This window comes from Pontibacter ramchanderi, from assembly GCF_002846395.1.
Classification (GTDB): Bacteria; Bacteroidota; Bacteroidia; order Cytophagales; family Hymenobacteraceae; genus Pontibacter; species Pontibacter ramchanderi.
Genome location: NZ_PJMU01000001.1, coordinates 135,384 through 153,578, shown reverse-complemented (window position 1 = coordinate 153,578; position 18,195 = coordinate 135,384). Strand labels below are relative to the sequence as shown.

Annotated in this window: 13 protein-coding genes; 8 read left to right on the top strand and 5 right to left on the bottom strand. The window is 54.3% G+C overall.

Annotation, left to right across the window (positions count from 1 at the left end; genetic code table 11):
- Nucleotide 1 precedes the first annotated feature (1 nt).
- The 5 genes from BD749_RS00650 (at nt 2) to BD749_RS00630 (ending at nt 5,758) form a co-directional block, all read left to right on the top strand.
- On the top strand, nt 2–1,456 hold the full coding sequence (locus BD749_RS00650) for an NADH-quinone oxidoreductase subunit N (RefSeq protein ID WP_101442458.1): 1,455 nt from the start codon (nt 2–4) through the stop codon (nt 1,454–1,456).
- Between the two features lie 300 nt (nt 1,457–1,756).
- The gene (locus BD749_RS00645; protein WP_101442457.1) at nt 1,757–2,707 is read left to right on the top strand and encodes a GNAT family N-acetyltransferase; all 951 of its coding nucleotides are present in this window, start codon (nt 1,757–1,759) and stop codon (nt 2,705–2,707) included.
- A gap of 121 nt (nt 2,708–2,828) precedes the next feature.
- Nucleotides 2,829–3,893, top strand: coding sequence for an alpha/beta hydrolase-fold protein (locus BD749_RS00640; protein WP_245868572.1), 1,065 nt, complete (start codon nt 2,829–2,831; stop codon nt 3,891–3,893).
- 279 nt (nt 3,894–4,172) lie between these two features.
- Nucleotides 4,173–5,093 carry a lytic transglycosylase domain-containing protein gene (locus BD749_RS00635; protein ID WP_101442456.1) on the top strand — a complete coding sequence of 307 codons (921 nt, stop codon included), beginning with the start codon at nt 4,173–4,175 and terminating at the stop codon, nt 5,091–5,093.
- Between the two features lie 146 nt (nt 5,094–5,239).
- Complete coding sequence (locus BD749_RS00630) at nt 5,240–5,758, top strand: GreA/GreB family elongation factor (protein WP_101442455.1); 519 nt, start codon at nt 5,240–5,242, stop codon at nt 5,756–5,758.
- 802 nt (nt 5,759–6,560) lie between these two features.
- Here the strand turns inward: BD749_RS00630 and BD749_RS00625 are convergent.
- The 4 genes from BD749_RS00625 to BD749_RS00610 all read right to left on the bottom strand — a co-directional run bounded on the left by BD749_RS00625 (nt 6,561) and on the right by BD749_RS00610 (nt 14,104).
- On the bottom strand, nt 6,561–8,333 hold the full coding sequence (locus BD749_RS00625) for an efflux RND transporter periplasmic adaptor subunit (protein ID WP_101442454.1): 1,773 nt from the start codon (nt 8,331–8,333) through the stop codon (nt 6,561–6,563).
- A 58-nt stretch (nt 8,334–8,391) separates the two neighbouring features.
- Nucleotides 8,392–9,825, bottom strand: a complete 1,434-nt coding sequence (locus BD749_RS00620; RefSeq protein ID WP_101442453.1) for a TolC family protein — start codon at nt 9,823–9,825, stop codon at nt 8,392–8,394.
- Nucleotides 9,822–13,583, bottom strand: a complete 3,762-nt coding sequence (locus BD749_RS00615; RefSeq protein ID WP_101442452.1) for an efflux RND transporter permease subunit — start codon at nt 13,581–13,583, stop codon at nt 9,822–9,824. Before BD749_RS00615 ends, BD749_RS00620 begins: the two co-directional genes overlap by 4 nt.
- A 101-nt stretch (nt 13,584–13,684) precedes the next feature.
- Nucleotides 13,685–14,104 (bottom strand): HYC_CC_PP family protein, encoded by a 420-nt coding sequence (locus tag BD749_RS00610; protein ID WP_101442451.1) that lies wholly within the window; start codon nt 14,102–14,104, stop codon nt 13,685–13,687.
- Nucleotides 14,105–14,329: 225 nt separating this feature from the next.
- On the opposite strand from BD749_RS00610, the gene BD749_RS00605 reads away from it, so the two are divergent.
- The 3 genes from BD749_RS00605 (at nt 14,330) to BD749_RS00595 (ending at nt 17,194) form a co-directional block, all read left to right on the top strand.
- Nucleotides 14,330–14,788 (top strand): DUF2892 domain-containing protein, encoded by a 459-nt coding sequence (locus BD749_RS00605; RefSeq protein WP_101442450.1) that lies wholly within the window; start codon nt 14,330–14,332, stop codon nt 14,786–14,788.
- A 75-nt stretch (nt 14,789–14,863) separates the two neighbouring features.
- Entirely contained in the window at nt 14,864–15,931 is a 1,068-nt protein-coding gene (locus BD749_RS00600) for a COX15/CtaA family protein (RefSeq protein WP_101442449.1), read from the top strand.
- A 12-nt stretch (nt 15,932–15,943) separates the two neighbouring features.
- Nucleotides 15,944–17,194 (top strand): GAF domain-containing sensor histidine kinase, encoded by a 1,251-nt coding sequence (locus BD749_RS00595; protein WP_101442448.1) that lies wholly within the window; start codon nt 15,944–15,946, stop codon nt 17,192–17,194.
- 3 nt (nt 17,195–17,197) lie between these two features.
- Here the strand turns inward: BD749_RS00595 and BD749_RS00590 are convergent, their stop codons facing one another.
- Complete coding sequence (locus BD749_RS00590) at nt 17,198–18,193, bottom strand: PorP/SprF family type IX secretion system membrane protein (protein ID WP_101442447.1); 996 nt, start codon at nt 18,191–18,193, stop codon at nt 17,198–17,200.
- Between the last annotated feature and the right edge of the window lie 2 nt (nt 18,194–18,195).

Sequence of the window (18,195 nt, the reverse complement as noted above, 5' to 3'; positions counted from 1 at the left end):
CATGACCCTGACTGATTTCCAACACCTCATGCCGCTGCTCATCCTCACCTTCGCGGTGCTGGTGGCCATGCTGGTGATTGCCGTGGGGCGCAACCACAAGATCATGTACGTGATCACGGCCGTTTCTTTTCTGGCGGCTTTTGCCTCTTTGTTTGAACTGCGCGATGTGGGCCGCTATACCATTGAGCCGCTGTTGGTGGTGGATGGATTCGGCGTCTTCTACATCGGCATGATCCTACTCACGGCCCTGCTCATCAGCATGCTGTCCTATGCTTATTTTGAGCAAAGGGAGGAGCGCAAGGAAGAGTATTACCTCCTGCTCCTGCTCGCGACCATTGGGGCATGTGTGCTGGTCATCAGCACCCATTTTGCTTCGCTTTTCTTAGGTTTGGAAATCCTGAGCGTTTCGCTTTATGCCCTTATTGCCTACTTACGCACCCGCGAGCGCTCCGACGAGGCAGGCATCAAATACCTGATCCTGGCAGCTTTCTCCTCGGCTTTCCTGCTCTTCGGGATGGCGCTGGTATACGCCAGCACCGGTACCATGGAGTTTGCAGGTATAGCCGCAGCCATCGCCAATTTCACCGAACAGCCGCTGTTGCTCCTGACCGGCTTCGGGATGATGTTTGTAGGTATAGGATTCAAGTTGAGTGTGGTTCCTTTCCATATGTGGGCACCGGATGTGTATGAAGGAGCGCCTGCCCCGGTGACGGCTTTTATTGCCACGGTTTCCAAAGGCGGGGTGCTGGGCGTGCTGATTCGGTTCTTCATGGAAGTCGACGGTTTCCGCTACCCGACCCTTGTGTTAATTTTTACCATCGTGGCGATTGCCTCCATGTTGGCGGGTAACCTGCTGGCCCTGCTGCAGCGTAACGTCAAACGTATCCTCGCCTACTCCTCCATCGCGCACCTGGGCTATCTGCTGGTGGCTTTTCTGGCGGGCAACCAGATGGGTGTAGAGGCAGTGACCTTTTACCTCGTGGCTTACTTCATCACCACCGTCGGGGCCTTCGGCGTCGTAGCCATGCTCTCAGATAAGGAGCGCGATGCAGAGCAACTCGAGGACTACCGTGCCCTGCTCTGGCGCCGGCCCTGGACGGCGGCGGTATTCACAGCCATGCTGCTCTCGCTGGCAGGTATACCACTCACAGCAGGCTTTGTGGGCAAGTTCTATATACTGGCCGCGGGCGTGAACACACAGATGTGGCTGCTGGTAGTGATGCTGGCGCTGAACAGTGTTATCGGTCTGTTCTATTACATCCGCATCGTAGCTGTCATGTTCCAGCAGCCAGAGGCGGAAGTTGAGGCAGACCCGCGCGGCAAACTACGGCCTTCCATATACGTGGCCAGCGTAGGCACCCTGACAGTGCTGGCCCTGTTGCTGGTGTACATCGGTGTATACCCTTCTGGGCTGCTGCAGGTGATTCAGGGACTGATTGCAACCGCTGTACCCTAATTTGCTACTTTAATCAGTGTCAGGAAAAAGCCCTTCTACCCTGAAGGGCTTTTTTTCTGTCCGACTGTCCCGGCCGCTACAGTATTCAGAGAGTGTAACGCAGGAATACATGGAAGTTCAACCATTCATTCAGAAAAGGTATACATAAGACACCAATCAACATGAATTAATATAATCAAAAAAAATATTTACTTATTCATAATTTATTTCGTATTTAGTAATAAGCAAAACACTCCCATTTAACTCACTTGCCCCACCCGCATCGGCTCGCTAAGCGATTAAAGGCAGCTACAAATCACCATGATTGCGAAGAAAAACAAAGGGTTTAAAATTGTGCCCTACCTGCCTGAACATGAACAGGAGCTCCTGCAAATCGAGCGCCTGTCGTCGCAGGGTTTCATGGTGAAATTAGAAACCGTTCGATCCCGATTTCTGAGCCGGGCAGAGTTATTTGAGGACCACACTGCTTTTGTCGCCGTTGACCCAAATAATAAAGTGCTGGCCGGGGTAACAGCGGCTGCGGCTCCTGTGCGCATTAACGGCGAATTGCAAGCGACGGGCTTCGGTTTTGATGTGATTGTCGACCCAAGCATGCGAAACAGAGGCATCGGGCGCGAGCTGGCAACTTGCTTGCGGAAACGTTTTTTTGAGCCCAAAGGACTGATGAGCCAATTCACGACACTGCGGGCGGGTAACCTCACCATGCTGCACCTGATCTCTAAATCTTACCGCAACACCTTTCTCTACGAATTTCTATACCTGACCTTCCCGACGGCAAGGGTCATGCGCGTAGAGGACACTGCCCTGGGAGCGCCCGCTTTCGGTGTTTCGCTGTTTTCGGATGCCGACAAATTGAGCCAGTACTACGAAGTGACGGAAAACGGAATTGGCTTATGGCACACACACCAGGTATACCAACTCAAGGTGAAGTCCGTGAACCCGGTGTTGAGCGGCGGTCTGTGGCTTGGGAACCGCTTTGTGCGCACGAACAAGTATGTGCCTCTGGTCGGTTCCACTCTAAAGACAACGACCATCTTTAACCTCACCCTGGAGAACATCCATACCTTGCCTGATGTATCGCTGCAGCTTTACAAACAGGGCATCAACTACATGCAGATCTGCTGCCAGCCCAACGATGCCATCTACCATGCCCTGCAGAAGAGCGCGCTCAATGCCTTCAGCCATTATATCGTCAGCACACAGCAACTCGACCCCGAAGTGCCGCTCACGCTCGATGTGCGCTGCCTCTGACTTTTCTCCTATCTTTGTCAGCACAACCACCCGACGCCTGGCCATGAGACCTTTTCTGTTGCTTTTACTTTTAACCCTCAGTTTTTGCCTTAAAGCCCAAGGGCAGCCACAGCCGGATAGCATGCGTGTCACCTTCCGGGTACATGCTCCTACCCTGCCAGTTACGCAGCAGGTATACCTGAGTGGTGGCACAGCGGCACTCGGAAACTGGCAACCAAACCAGGTAAAGTTGCAGCTTGTTGGCGAACAGGTATGGGAAAAGACGCTATACCTGAAGGATCCGTCGGTTGCCTACAAATTCACGCTTGGTTCCTGGGATACCGAGGCGACCGACACAGCGGGCAAGCCGCTCCCCAACTTCCATCTGCAATTGAAAGCAGATACCATCGTGCAGCATGAACTGAGAAACTGGCTCAAAAGCAGAGACCGAAAAATAAGCGGCGTTATTACCGGCAAAGTCATATACCACCACAACCTCTCAGCTGACGGCCTGAAACCCCGTGACCTGGTTGTGTGGTTGCCGCCTGGCTACGAAAAAGGCAACAAGCACTACCCGGTACTTTACATGCACGACGGCCAGAATGTGTTCGATCCCGCCACCAGCTCTTTCGGTGTAGACTGGCGGCTTGACGAAACAGCCGACAGCCTGATCCGGTCGAATCAGATTGAGCCCGTTATAATTGTGGGAATCTACAACACACCTGACCGTATGGAGGAATATGTGCCCGGAGCCAAAGGCAGCGCTTACATGGATTTTGTGGTGAACACCGTAAAACCGCTCATCGACCAGAACTACCGCACAAAATCCGGCTCCAAATATACACTCACGGGTGGCTCCTCGGCTGGTGGCATCATGGCCTTTATGCTGGCCTGGGAATACCCGAAGGTTTTTAGTAAGGCCATTTGTATGTCGCCCGCCTTTAAGATCATGCACATCGATTATGTAAAAGAAGTGCAGGCTTATAGCGGCAAAAAGAAGAAGTTGAAATTTTACATCGATAACGGCGGCATCGAGCTGGAGGCGCGCCTGCAGCCAGGTATAGTCGAGATGTTGCAAGCCTTACAACAGAAAGGCTACCGGGAAGGAAAAGACTACCACTGGGTACGCGACGAAAAAGCACAGCACAACGAAGCGGCCTGGGCCAAACGCATGCCACAGGCGCTCCACTTTTTGCTCAAAAAGTAGGGAGCTTTGTAACGATGTCTGGAGGCTTTCTTAATATTGTAAAACCTATATGTTTTAAACTTCAGAATGTACCTTCTCAAAGCAGGTGTTTATCGCTGTAAATCTCGTCTAGCTTGCCCCTGCCACATATTTTTTACCTGGGCACTCCTGACAAACGCCTGATTTCATCATAAGAATCGAATATTTGGGTTAGCATGCTGTTGTATTTTTCCTTACCTTGATACACAATTCACCTTTGGTTTTCGGGTTATAGAGATAGGTATAAGAAAGGAGCACACTATGAAACAGCAATTTATTAAATACGGATGGGTATTGGTCGCCCCCCTGCTGATCTTACAGTTCACTGGCGAAAACAGCCTGAAACTGAGCGCCACGCCGAACGAGCGCAACGACCGTGCCTTTGAAACTAACAGGCAGATTTTCACCTCTCCTGCCCTTCCAGATGCCATTACCTTTGCAGGAGAACCGGTGCCCCTGCATGTGCCCGACGTAGCCGAGCGCCTCGACCGCGAACTGCTTGCCAACTCATACCTGCATACCAGTACCTTACTGGCCCTCAAGCGCATGCAGCGTTACGTACCCGAGATCAAGCAGATGCTGCAGGAGAACGATGTACCGGAGGACTTTGTATACCTGGCCCTGGCAGAGAGCTTGCTGAGTCACGTTACCTCCCCGGCTGGCGCGTCCGGCTTCTGGCAACTCATGCCCGATACAGCCCGGGGCTATGGCATGGTGGTGAACAACGAGGTGGATGAGCGCTACCACATCCAGAAGTCTACGCTGGCTGCCTGCCGCTACCTCAAAACCGCCAAAGCCAAGTTCGGTAACTGGACTAATGCCGCCGCCTCCTACAACCGCGGCATGGCAGGTATAGAGCGCGCCATGAAACAGCAAGGCGTAACAGACTACTACGACCTATATCTGAACGACGAGACGTCCCGCTACATGTTCCGCATCCTTGCCCTGAAAGAAATACTGGGCAACCCGCAAAAGTACGGCTTCGACCTGGCGGAGGGACATGGCTATAAGCCACTGCCGACCAAACCGCTAGCCGTGAGCGAAACTATACCTGACCTGCCTGCATTTGCACTGGAACAAGGCATAAACTACAAAACCCTGCGCCTCTACAACCCCTGGATCAGAGGGTATAAACTGACCGTTCCGGCTGGCAAAGAGTATGTGCTCCAAATGCCGATGTAACTCTTTTTCTGACAAAGGAGTTTTCAGATAATGGACAAAGGACTTTCTATATAGATATTTTAAAGGTATACTGCTGAAGTTTATACCTGACCAACGGAAAAGGGAGTGCCGGAAACATCTGGCACTCCCTTGCTGTATACAGGGTCATGAGCAGAGCATTTGTTAAAGAAGACGACGCAGGCGAAGCGCCCATCATTCCGCCCCGAGCGGCCCTGCCTGCAGGTATACCCAACTATGTTCGTCCGCAGGGATTGGAAAAGCTACGCACCGAACTGGAAGAACTGGAAGCTGAGCGAAGCGCCGTAGAAGCTAACCGCGAAAACGAAGCCGACCGAACCCGCCAGCTCACCATCCTCAATGGCAAGCTCAGTGCCCTAAACACCCGCATCGCCAGCGCCCGCGTCATCGATCCGCAAGAGCAAAGCCCCGACGAAGTCCGTTTTGGTGCCACCGTGAAGCTACGTACCGTTAGCGGCGGTAAGCCTGGCACCATCCGAAAGTTCACCATCGTGGGCGTGGACGAAGCCGATGTGATGCAGGGCCTGATCGCCTTTGTCGCTCCCATTGCCCAGGCCGTAAACGGCGCAAAAGTCGGCGAAAAGCTTCACTTGAAACTAGGCCGTAACGAAGAAGAGGTTGAGGTGAGGGAGATCAGGTATAGTTAAGGTATGAGAAAAATGAATTTGGCGACAGTGGGCAACGGTATTCAATGAGTAAAAACCTCAATCACTTAACACAAATTCATTGGAGACTGAGAAGGGGAATTCTATTCCTATAGTTACAGTAATTATGTATATGATTAACATCCCCCTGCCCCCTTCTTTGTCAAGGTCCCCCTTCCCCCAAGGGGGACATTTCTGCTGATGCTTACTCTACAGGTATAGCTCCGTAGTTTTTGGGGTTTAGTCTCCAACTAATTCAACACACCCCCGCCCCTCTCAAGAGGGGAATTTGAGGCATTACCAGTTTCAGGTATAAGTCATTTAGGGTGCGTCACACCACGGGCACGCATCGAAAGACTAACTTGCCCCGCTGGCAATGAAACAGATCACCTCAGCCAGGTGCACTAAACGACACTCCACTGTTGGGGGTGAAGGGGTCCCCCTGTCAAAAGCGTTCAGCGAGTGGGGGTAGGGGCCCTCGATTTGGAGGGTCTTGATTTTTTTGCCTACTGGGGGTAGGGGCCCTCGATTTGTGTCAAGACAAAAAGAAGGTGCCCGCCGCACAGGCGAAGCTATAAAACAATACAGTTTAAGGTATAGAAAACAGAAGCAACGCTAAGTATACCTCCGCTAGGCCAGAGGCCCTACCATACCTGCAAAGACAACCTCTACACCAGCTACACTATTAACCAAAACTAAACCACTACCTGAAAAACCAATTTGACTCGTTATAACCGACATTAAACAAAACCGCCAGTAACACAAAAGTGCACTGGCGGTCTGTGGATGAACCTAATCGAAAAAACTAATGCTGGTGTCCCTGGGGCTTGGCGGCAGGTTGCTCCGAAGTCGCGGCGCTACTGCCCTGCCCTCTTCTAAAAGTTTCTTCCGTCTCACCACAAGCCAACATTGCTTCACCGAAATATGGATTGCGGATGTCTTTCAGCTCGCTCAGCCAAAAGGCCCCTTTATCGCCCAACGCCATCGGGCAGGACTGGATATAGGCTACTTCATGCTGTATCCCAAATACCTTCACAGCTTCGATCACGTGATCTGACAGGGGCGAGAAAGCGGCTCGCTGCTTCTCCAGATCGCGGCTTTTCTGAATGGCCTCAGCATTGGATTTCAGCGTGGGCAGAAGTGCCATCCACTGGTCATGCAGCTTACCATCCAGCTCCTTCATATCCACGGCACCGAGTTGCATGGCGAAATTACCCGCTGCCTGTCTGGCAGCGGGTACATCAGACGCCACAAGCGCATTTTTCAAGGTATAGTATTGGTCCACAAGTTCCGTTAGCTGCTTCTGGAAAGCCTCAGGCGCCTTGGGGCCTCCCACCGGCGGAGGAGACATCATGCTGTAGTTGCCACGAAGCTGGGCAGCGCCGTCTACGGCAAACACCCCGTTTGTCACGACTTCTTCGCCTGGCTGCAAGCCAGACTCTACCACGTAGCGGTCGCCTGTCCGTGGTCCCAAAACCACTTCACGCATTTCAAATGCCGGCATCTCCTCTCCGTTCACCTTCACATACACCACTGAACGTTTGCCAGTCCAAAGCACGGCGCTGCCTGGCACCGACAGCGACTGCCCCTTGGCTCCTGTCGAGGTCTTGATGCGGGCATCGGCAAACATACCCGGCTTTAATTGGTTGCCCGGGTTCTGAACCTCTGCCCGCACCTCTATGGCACGAGTAGTGGCATCGAGCACCGGGGTAATGAAAGCAACTTTAGCTGTAAACTCTTTGCCCGGTATACCTGGCACCGTGAAGGTGATGTTGCCCCCTTGCTTTATCCACGACAGATCGGCCTCGTAGGCATCCAGCACCACCCAAACCGATGACAAATTAGCGACTTCGAACAAGGCCGAACCAGTGGATACATAGTCGCCTGTATTCACCAGGCGCTCTGTTACTACGCCAGCCGCATCGGAGTAAATATCGAAGTTGGTTATGATCTCTGACGCATTCTCAATGCGCTTGATCTGGGCGTCGGACAATTTCCAAAGTTTAAGCTTGGCGCGGGCCGCTTCGTAGAGTTCCGGCATCAGGTCCCTGGCGCGCGCAGCCTCCTGCAATTCACGCTGCGCCGTGATCAACTCAGGGGAATAGAGCGATGCCAACCGTTCGCCTCGGCGCACCTCCTGCCCTGTAAAGTTCACGTACAGCCGCTCGATGCGCCCCGGAAACTTAGCCGTGATGGAAGAGACCTTCTGTTCGTTGAGTGTCACGCGGCCCGAGAGCGTCAGCTCATTTTCCGGATTCACCATTTCCAGTTTTGTCGTCTGGATATTGGAAAGTGCAATGGCCTCTGGCGTCATCTCCAGCACATAGCGGCTGGTCTTACCACTGCCTCCGCCGTTGCTCACAGGTATAAGGTCCATACCGCAAAGTGGGCATTTGCCGGGGCCGTCCTGCCTGATCTGGGGGTGCATGGAGCAGGTATACGCTGTGGCTCCAGCCACCTCGCCGGCATGATCGTGCCCTTGTTCTGAGCCTCTGCCGCCAAACAGCAGCCAGCCCAGCAGCAATCCGCCCAGGGCTACAAGCAGGTAGGTTCCAATTCTTTTATTTCTGGTTGTCATTTTTTTGAATTCTGAGTTATTTCTACAGTAACAAGTGTTTATCCCGTGACTTGTGTCCCTAATTATCTCCCTGCATCATGCGGTTGATGGCCGAGACAGCCATGTTCTGGTCTGTGATGGCCTGCAATTGCTGTTGGCGGTAGCTGAGCAGGGACTGGCGCTGACGAATGATCTCGTCTATACCTGTGCCTGTCACCGAGTAGTTGGTCGTGAGCAGTCGGATGGTCTGCTCAGTCAGGGCAGTCTGGTCTTTGAGTAATTTCAGCCGGCTCACCGCGCTCTGGTATTGGTACAACAGGTTCTCCAGTTCCGTGAATAGCTCCCGCTCGGTTGCTTCTTTCTGGTAGGTGGCCGCCTGTTGCGCGTATTCCGCTTCTTTCTTTGCCGCATTGTATTTCTTACGGTAGATCGGCAAACTCAGGGTTACCATGGGCATCACCATGTTCTCGCCGCCCATCTGCATCCCATCTTCTGGCCTGGGCTTAAAGATCATGTAGTTCAGCCCAACGCCAAACATCGGCCGCCCCATCAGCTGGGCCATCCGCAACTGCGACTCCCGGGCTTTTTCGTCCCATTCGTACATCTTAAGCATCGGGTGGTTACTCTTGATGGAGTCTTCTATGAGGGAGAGCGTGGCGGGCAAGGGCACAGGCAGCAGCGTGTCGGCTGAGACAACCGTCATACTGGGTCGGCGGCGCAGCAGCTGGTTAAACCGAACCTGCAAAGGCCGTCGCGCCTCGTGGTGAATGAGCACCTGGTTTTCCAGCTCCTTCAACTGCAGGCGAACCAGCATGACATCCACCATGGAGGAGCCGCCGGAACTTCCCATCGCCGACATGCCGCCGGAGGCCATACTAGCTCCACTGCCGGAACTGCCTGAGGCACTGCTGCCAGCGCCTCCCATACCTGCCATACCTGAGCCTCCGCTACCGGCACCCCCCGCCACACTTGCAGAGCTGCTCGTTGTGCTTCGGGCAGGCGTGGTTGTACCAGCACCGCCCCCGGCCGGAGCAGCTGTATATTTAGCCAGTGCCAATCGCTCCAGGGTTTTCATAATCTCGAGCTCCTTCTCCATCAGGATCGACTCCTGGTCGTTGAGGTAGAGTTGATACCAAACCGTGCGCACCTCATGGTACAGGTTAATTTTCGCCTCGATGAAAGAAGCGAATTTCATTTGCGCCATGTAGTTGGCCTCATCTCTGGCGGCCTGGTTGGAGCCGAACCACGGAAACATCTGCATCACCGACATATCGCCAACCTGGTTGCCCATGTAGCGTTCCATCGGTTGCAAAAAGAAGTTAAAGGAAGCCTCCGGATCAGGCAGTGCACCCACCTGCGGCGCCCGCTGCAGCGCCGCCTGGTACTCGGCGTAGCGTGCCTTCAGCGACGGGCTGTTTTCACCGGCTTCGATCAGGTACTCTTCCAGCGTTTGCGCCTGCACCAGGGGCAAGGCCCCCAGCAGCACGAAAATTAATGCCAGTATCTTTTTCATACGGTTTCTTTTTTGATTTTAAGTTCTTCGCGCCAGCTATAGAGCACCGGCACGATAAACAAGGTGATCAGGGCAACGAACATACCCCCGAACGAAGGGATCGCCATCGGGATCATGATATCAGAGCCGCGCCCTGATGAGGTGAGCACCGGCAGGAGCGCCAGCAATGTAGTGGCCGTGGTCATGAGGCAAGGACGCACGCGCCGTATACCTGCCTCCATCACCGCCTGGCGCACCTCGCCTCTGGTTTGGGGCGTGCTTTTGTCAAAGCTTTGCTTGAGGTAAGTACCCATCACCACGCCATCGTCGGTGGCTATACCGAAAAGCGCAATAAAGCCTACCCACACGGCCACACTCAGGTTGAAGGTACGCATCTGGAAGAGCTCCCGCATGTTGGTTTCGCCGAAGGAAAAGTTCATGAACCAGTCCTGGCTATAGAGCCACAGCATCATAAAACCGCCGGCAAAAGCCATGGCAATAGCTGTGAAAATAAAGAGCGTGGTGCTCACGGAGCGGAACTGGAAATAGAGGATCAGGAATATGATGAGCAAACTGAGCGGTACGATAAAGGCCAGCCTCTCCTCGGCACGCACCTGGTTCTCGTAATTGCCCGAAAACTTGTAGCTCACCCCTGCCGGCACCACCAGCTCCCCCGAAGCGATCTTCTCCTGCAGGTAGCGCTGCGCGTCCTCCACTACGGTTACCTCGGCAAAGCCTTCCCGCTTATCCAGCAATACGTAGCCGGTCAGGAAGGAATCCTCTCCGCGGATCATCATCGGGCCTGGCCGGAACTCGACTTTGGCAATGGCCGCGAGCGGAATCTGGCCTCCCTGCGGGTTGGCGATCATAATGCGACTCACGGACTCCGGATCGTTGCGGTACTCGCGGGCGTAGCGTGCCCGGATGGAATAGCGTTCACGGCCCTCCACGGTCGTGGTCAGGGCCATACCACCCATCGCCACCTCAATGTACTCCTGCACATCGGCCACATTCAGCCCATAGCGGCCCATGGCGCGGCGGTCCAGGTCTATTTCCATGTACGGCTTGCCCAGAGAGCGGTCTGCGTACACTGCTTCCGGCTTCACAGAGGGTACTTCTTTGAGCAGACGTTCCATCTGCATGCTGAAGTCCTCGATGGTCTGCAAGTCCGGGCCGTATACCTTCACGCCCATCGGCGCGCGCATACCGGTCTGCAGCATCACCAGTCGGGTTTCGATCGGTTGCAGCTTTGGCGCGGAAGTAACGCCCGGCAGTTCGGCAACCGCCACAATTTCGTTCCAGATATCATCTGGCGTGCGAATATGGTCGCGCCACTGGCGGAAGTACTCGCCCCGGTCGTCTTCGATCAGGTTGCCTTTTGCGTCGCGAACGAAGTTGCCCTCGTCGTCTACTCTAAAGCGGACCTTGTACCCGTTGGCGTCGGTGATGTACTCGGACTTGTACTGGATCACGTTCTCGTACATCGACATCGGGGCCGGGTCCAGCGCGGTTTCGGCACGACCGGCTTTGCCTACCACCATCTCCACCTCAGGTATGGCGGTAATGAGCATGTCGAGTTGTTGCAGGTAGCGTTTGTTGGCCTCCACGCCGGTGTGTGGCATCGAAGTCGGCATGAGCAAAAAAGCCCCCTCGTCAAGCGAGGGCATGAACTCCTTGCCCATACCCGGAAAGGTATGCACCATGCTGCTCCAGGGCGCGGATGTGCGTACATTCACCCCCACTTTGTCGAAACCGGTTGCCACCCAGCCGAACACCCCGTTAAAGCCAATCCAGATGTTAAGGCCCAGGAGCATAATAAAAGCCGGAATAAGCAGGAAAGTGCCTTTGTTAGCGAGACACCAGGCCAGCACGCGCGGATAAACCCGAATGAAGAACGAGAAAAAGCCCAGCACCAGGCCGATGATCAACAGGATGAAGATAAAGTTGACGAAGTAGCTAACGGAGACGCCCAATGGCACCCACTCCGTAGCCAACAGCCACGACACCGCCAGCACCGCTATACCTACCATAACCAGGCTGTGATATCGGCCGAACCGCTCCGGCTGGTAGTAATTGAGCAGGTTGTTCGCCGCTATCAGGATCAGGGTTATACCCGCCAAAGGCAGGATGAATAGCGCTACAATCCCCAGCACAACGAGGCCCCAGTTCAGGATTTTACTCCAGGCTACATTGCGCGACCTTAAACCGAATATGCTGTGCGCAAAGGCCGGCATGATCAAAATGGTGAAGATCAACGAGGCCACCAGGGCAAAAGTCTTGGTATAGGCCAGCGGACCAAATAGTTTGCCCTCAGCCGCCTCCAGTGTGAACACCGGCATAAACGAAATGATAGTGGTCGAAACGGCCGTGAGAATAGCAGTGGCCACCTCTGTGGTGGCGTTGTACACAGTCTTGAGTAGCGATTGTCCTGGCGGCGCCTCTTCCATGTGCCGCAGGATGTTCTCGTTGAGGATAATACCCAGGTCGACCATGGTGCCGATGGCGATGGCTATACCTGAGAGCGCCACAATGTTGGCGTCCACCCCAAAGTATTTCATCAAAATAAAGGTCATCAGCACAGCCAGCGGCAACAGCGCCGAGATCAGCAGGGAAGCCCGCAGGTTGTATACCATCACGATGATCACGATCACGGTGATCAGGATTTGCAGGATGATGGCTGAGTTGAGCGTGCCCAGTGTCTCGTTGATCAGCTGCGTGCGGTCATAGAACGGCACGATCGTCACTTTCGAAGTGCGTCCGTCGGCGAGTTTTTTGGATGGCAGGCCGGCGGCGATCTCATCGAGCTTTTCTTTGACGTTGTTGATCACGGCCAGCGGGTTGTCGCCATACCTAGCAATTACAACACCGCCCACCGCCTCGGCGCCGCTCTTGTCGAGTACGCCCAACATGGAGCGGTCGGCAGGGCCGATGTTCACCCGCCCGATGTCGCGGATGCGGATGGGTACGTTGTTGGCCACGCGCACGGTGGCATTCTCGATGTCACCTATCTCTTTCACATAACCCAGCCCGCGCACCAGGTACTCAATCTGGTTGATCTCCACGGTGCTGGCGCCCACCTCCTGGTTGCTGTTTTGAAGGGCGCTCATCACTTCCATCATCGACACATTGTTGGCTTTCATGGCCACCGGGTCGAGGTCTACCTGGTACTCTTTTATATAACCGCCCACCGAGGCTACTTCGGCCACACCCTGGGCACCGGCCAGGGCATACTTCACATAAAAGTCCTGGATGCTGCGCAGCTCGTGCATATCCCAGCCACCGGCCGGCTTGCCTTCTTCGTCGCGCCCCTCCAGGGTATACCAGTATACCTGACCCAAGGCCGTGGCATCCGGCCCCAGCTTGGGCGTGGTCTCAGCGGGCAGTAGGTCTGCGGGCAGCGAGTTGAGTTTTTCAAGGATGCGGGAACGGCTCCAGTAGTACTCCACGTCATCTTCAAAAATGACGTAGATGCTTGAGAAGCCGAACATGGAGGTAGAACGAATGGTCTTCACCCCCGGCATACCTAGAAGGGAGGTTGTCAACGGATAGGTGATCTGATCCTCTACGTCTTGCGGAGAGCGGCCCATCCATTCGGTAAAAATGATCTGTTGGTTTTCGCCGATGTCAGGGATGGCATCGACGGGCACGGGGTCGCGGGGTAGGAAGCTTACGTTCCAGTTGAAAGGCGCTGTGATAATACCCCAGCCCACAATAAGGAGCAGTAGCAGGACGGTGACCAGCTTCTGTTCCAGAAAGAATTTGATTATGCTGTTTAACATGCTCTTTTCGATTGAATGCAAAATGAAATGGCATTTTCGCGGAAGGAAATACCAATAGCTATACCTGACCTGAAAGGCCGGGCATCATCGAAAGAGCAGGTTTATAGAAGAAAGGATTGCACGAGCACAGGGATGTCCTGGGAAAGCAAAGGCGGTCCGTAGTCCGGTACGAAGGTATGGGCCGGCTCGTAGCGTTCGAAAAGCACTGACCATACCGTAGCGAAGGCCGCGATAAAGGTCATGTCCGGAACGGAGAGCTTGAATGTCGGGCTGACTTGCTGCTCGTCCTCTACCTCCAGCACCACGGTCTGGTCCTGGCAGCAATCGTCTTCCGCAGCAGGTTTGTGGCAGTCAGGCAGGCTTTCGCGCTGTTTCTCCATCTCACAGGCGGCGCTGTGCGTGAAGAAGGACGTGGCCATCAGCTCACCCGCGCACAGATGGCGCGTGATCGTCATCCCCACCGAGGAGAAAACAACCAGCAGGGCCAGTGTCAGGGTCAGTATGGTGCGAATCAGGCTCATGTTCAGGTACGTCCGTTCAGACGAAGATAAGATTTCTTTCGCAAAAGTAGTCAGTAAAAGCGAGAGGTGTTTACAGATTTTCCATAAAAGCTTACGAAAAACGACGAAAGGCCGCCGATTTACGCTAAAACGCACCTTCCCCGCGACATGATTCCCCTAAGGCACAACTAAGTATTCATGCAACGACGTATAGCACTATAGTAAGATAACTACGGCAACACACAGATGACAACAACAGAACAGGAAGAACAGGGACGCGTGCGCGAGAGCACTGCTGATTCAATAAACGAGCAGATCGACAACTCCATCCGCCACAGCATTGCCCGCTACAAAGGACGAAGCTACGAGGAGATATCCGAGCGCATCCGCGAACTCGACCAGGAATGGAGCATTGAGCGCACACTGGAAGTAAACGCCTCTACCCTTGCCCTGTCTGGCACCTTGCTGGGCGCTTTTGTGAACAAGCGCTGGTTTATTTTGCCGGGCATCGTGAGCATGTTCCTGCTGCAGCACGGGCTGCAGGGCTGGTGCCCTCCCCTGCCCATCATGCGGGCGCTCGGCATCCGCAGTCGTCGCGAAATAGATGAGGAACGCTATGCCCTGAAGGCATTACGGGGCGATTTCGATTCCATATCACCCAAGAGCTCCCCCACCGAAATATTAAACACAGTGCGAAATACGTAGGTGTTTATTTTAAAAAGGTGACAATTATCATCTTGTAGCAGGCTAAAAACATGGATATTTGTGCTTTTCCATGTTATGCGACAACAGCCTGCATCTCTACCTGTTATCATCTGGCTCATCAGCGGTATTGTGCTGGTGGTGGCCATGGTTATTATTGGCGGCATCACCCGCCTCACCGGCTCCGGCCTTTCCATTACCGAGTGGAATTTGATTTCGGGAACGCTGCCCCCGCTTTCTGAAAGCGAGTGGCTGGTAATGTTCGACAAATACAAGCAGTTTCCGGAGTACCAGAAGCTCAATTTCGGCATGACGCTCTCGGGTTTCAAGCAGATCTTTATGTGGGAGTACCTGCACCGCCTGCTGGGTCGCATCATTGGTGTGGTTTTCATTGTACCCTTCCTTTACTTCCTGTACCGCAAAATGCTGGCGCCCTGGCTGGTGAAGCGGCTAATTTTTATCCTGCTGCTAGGTATGGCGCAAGGCCTGATGGGCTGGGTGATGGTGATGAGCGGCCTCAGCGAAATGCCGCACGTGAGCCACTACCGCCTGGCCGCGCACCTCTCGCTGGCCCTGTTCCTGGTGGGTGTTATCCTCTGGACGGTAGCCGACCTGATGACTCCAGCACATGGCAAAGCCCCAACAAAACGGCCAGCCTATACCTTGTCGTGGCTGGTTCTGGGCGCAGTGCTGGTGCAGATCGTGCTGGGGGCTTTTGTGGCTGGCCTGAAGTCAGGTTTCTCTTACAATACCTGGCCGCTGATGCAGGGAGAATTCTTTCCGGAGACGCTGCAAGGTGTTCCGGTCTTCGGTTATTTCAAAAATGGCGTGGCGGTTCAGTTTCTGCATCGTTGGTTTGCCTTGGTGGCCCTTGCCGGCATTGTGGCGCTGTGGTATAAGGTTAGGCAGCGATCCACGCATCGCGGCGCCAGGCAGCTTACCAATCTGCTGCTGCTCACAGGTATAGGGCAAGTTGTGCTGGGTATTATCACCCTGCTGCTCGTAGTGCCTGTTAGCCTGGGCGTGCTGCACCAGCTGGTGGCAGTTGCCTTGTTCTCCCTGGCCGTGCTGGCCGTGCACCAACTTCGCCAACCTGCGCCGATCAAAGCGGCCCATGCAACTTCTGCCCCCTACCAACTTGTTTAAACGATAGCATCCATGTCTACTGCCTCCATGCACCAACCCCTTCCACAGCAAGCGCCCTATTCGGGAAACGAAAATGCACGGGTTCTCGACCTGATGTCTTTCGACCTGGATTATAGTGCCCTGGAAAAGGAGTTTAAGACACTTACCGCCTTAGCCGCCCGCGTTACAGGTACCCAAATCTCCCTGATCAACTTGATCGACCTCTACACGCAGTGGACGGTGGCAAGCCATGGATTCCCGACAGAGCAGTGCCCCCGCGAAAATACTGTTTGCCAGTACACGATTCTGGAGCCAGATCATTTAGAGGTGAAAAACCTGCAGGAAGATGAACGCTTCAAGGATTTATCCGGCATTAAAGACGGGCCCATGCTGCGCTATTATTTCGGGGTACCGCTACGTACGCCGGAGGGCCACAACATTGGTGCGCTCTGCGTAATGGACACCGACGAGGTAACGCTTTCAGAAGAACAGGTGGAGTTGCTGAAGGCACTGGCCCATGAGGTTGTACAGCGGCTGGTGTTGCTAAAGGAGGTGCGCCAGTTGCGGAGCGAACTGACCGAGGCCAGAGCAATGAACAAGCGCGTGGCCCACGATGTGCGCGGACCAATTGGCGGCATTATGGGCTTAGCGCAGCGGTTAATACAAAAAGAAGGCAAAAGTGGATCTGAGGAAATCCTCAAAATAAGCCAGATGGTACACAAAAGCGCCACTTCGCTGCTGGCCCTGGCTGACGAGATCCTTCGTCCCACTCAACAAGCCACCAACCAGTCAACCATCCAGAACGGCATTACGCTATCGGCGTTCAAAGAAGCGCTGGAGCAGCTGTTTCAGCCGCAGGCATCCGAAAAAGCCATTGGCTTTACCGTGCACATCAATGAAAAGCTGGGTGACATCACCTTCACGAAAACCAAGCTGATGCAGATTGTCGTCAACCTGGTTTCCAATGCGCTGAAGTTCACGCCTCCCTTAGGCGAAGTTACCGTGCACCTGGACCTGACGCTGTCGCAAAACAACCGTGTGCTGCGCATCGTGGTGCAGGACACAGGTATAGGCCTGAGTCAGGAGCAGGTGGATGCCATGGTTTTGGGGCAGGCGCCGAGCACCTCCGGCACACTGGGCGAAGCCGGCTACGGAATGGGGTTGCAACTGGTGCGCCAATTGCTCAAGAGCCTTCATGGTACCATGCAAATTAAGAGTACGCCTGGCCAGGGGTCTGCTTTCGAATTGTTCATCCCGATCGGAACGGTCTCTCATATCGGGTAAAGGCTACCAGAAAAGAAGCCCGGTGCTACCCGCTCGGTCAGTGCCCAGTGGGCGCAAGGTATAAGCGAGCCCGATCTCGTTGGTAGACCGGCTAATGGAGCGGGCCTCTTTGATGGGACTCTCGTAGGCGTAGTTGATGCGGAGCTGGCGGTAGTGCAGGCCTGCGGCCACATGAAAGGCCCGATCGTTGCGGTAACCCGCTCCTGCCCATAACAGCCCGTCGTATACCACTTTTGCCTGCCCCTCCACGGTACCCTTCAGCTGTTCGTCGTAATGGTAGAGCCCGTTCACGATCAATCCATACCGATTATCAAAGTCAGTTCGGAAACCAGCCTGCGCAATGTGCTTGCGCGTGTACACATCCTTCATAAAGCTATCGCCGCTCTTCAAAAAATGGCCCGCCGTGATGTCCTGCATGGCGTAACCCAGGTAATAGTTGGCAGAGGCAAGCGCAAAACCAAGGTTGAAATCGAACTTGCCCATGCTATTCTGGTTATTCATCACATGCTGAAAGCGCGGGTCGCCGGTGTTGTCCACCACTAAGCTGCTGCCGTCGAGCCGGAAATTGTTATAAGTGAGCGAGGTGCCAAACCGCAGACTGAGTGACTGCGAAAGCCTGACGCCCGTGCCATAGTTCAAGCCCACCTGCGTTTCTCTCGTAGGACCAAAGCGCTCCTGGAAAGCGATCAGGCCAAAGGCGTGGCGGGCGCCTGTGTAGTTGCTGCGTGTGTCGCGGAACTGGTAGTGGCGCGTGCGGTCGGTGGTGCTGCGCAAGTCCGCCAGGTCCAGCTCGCCAGAGAAGAAAAGCGTTTTGGGCGCATCTTCAAAACCCGTCCACTGGTTGCGGTAATATGTTTTGAGCATCGTGCCCTCATTGCCGGTCAGCGCGGGGTTGTAGTAGTGCTGGTAGGCTGAAAAATTACTGATGAACTTGCGGTTCTGCGCCTGCAGCCCCGTTATGGTCAATAATAAGAATGCGGTTATATATAATCTGTTCATGT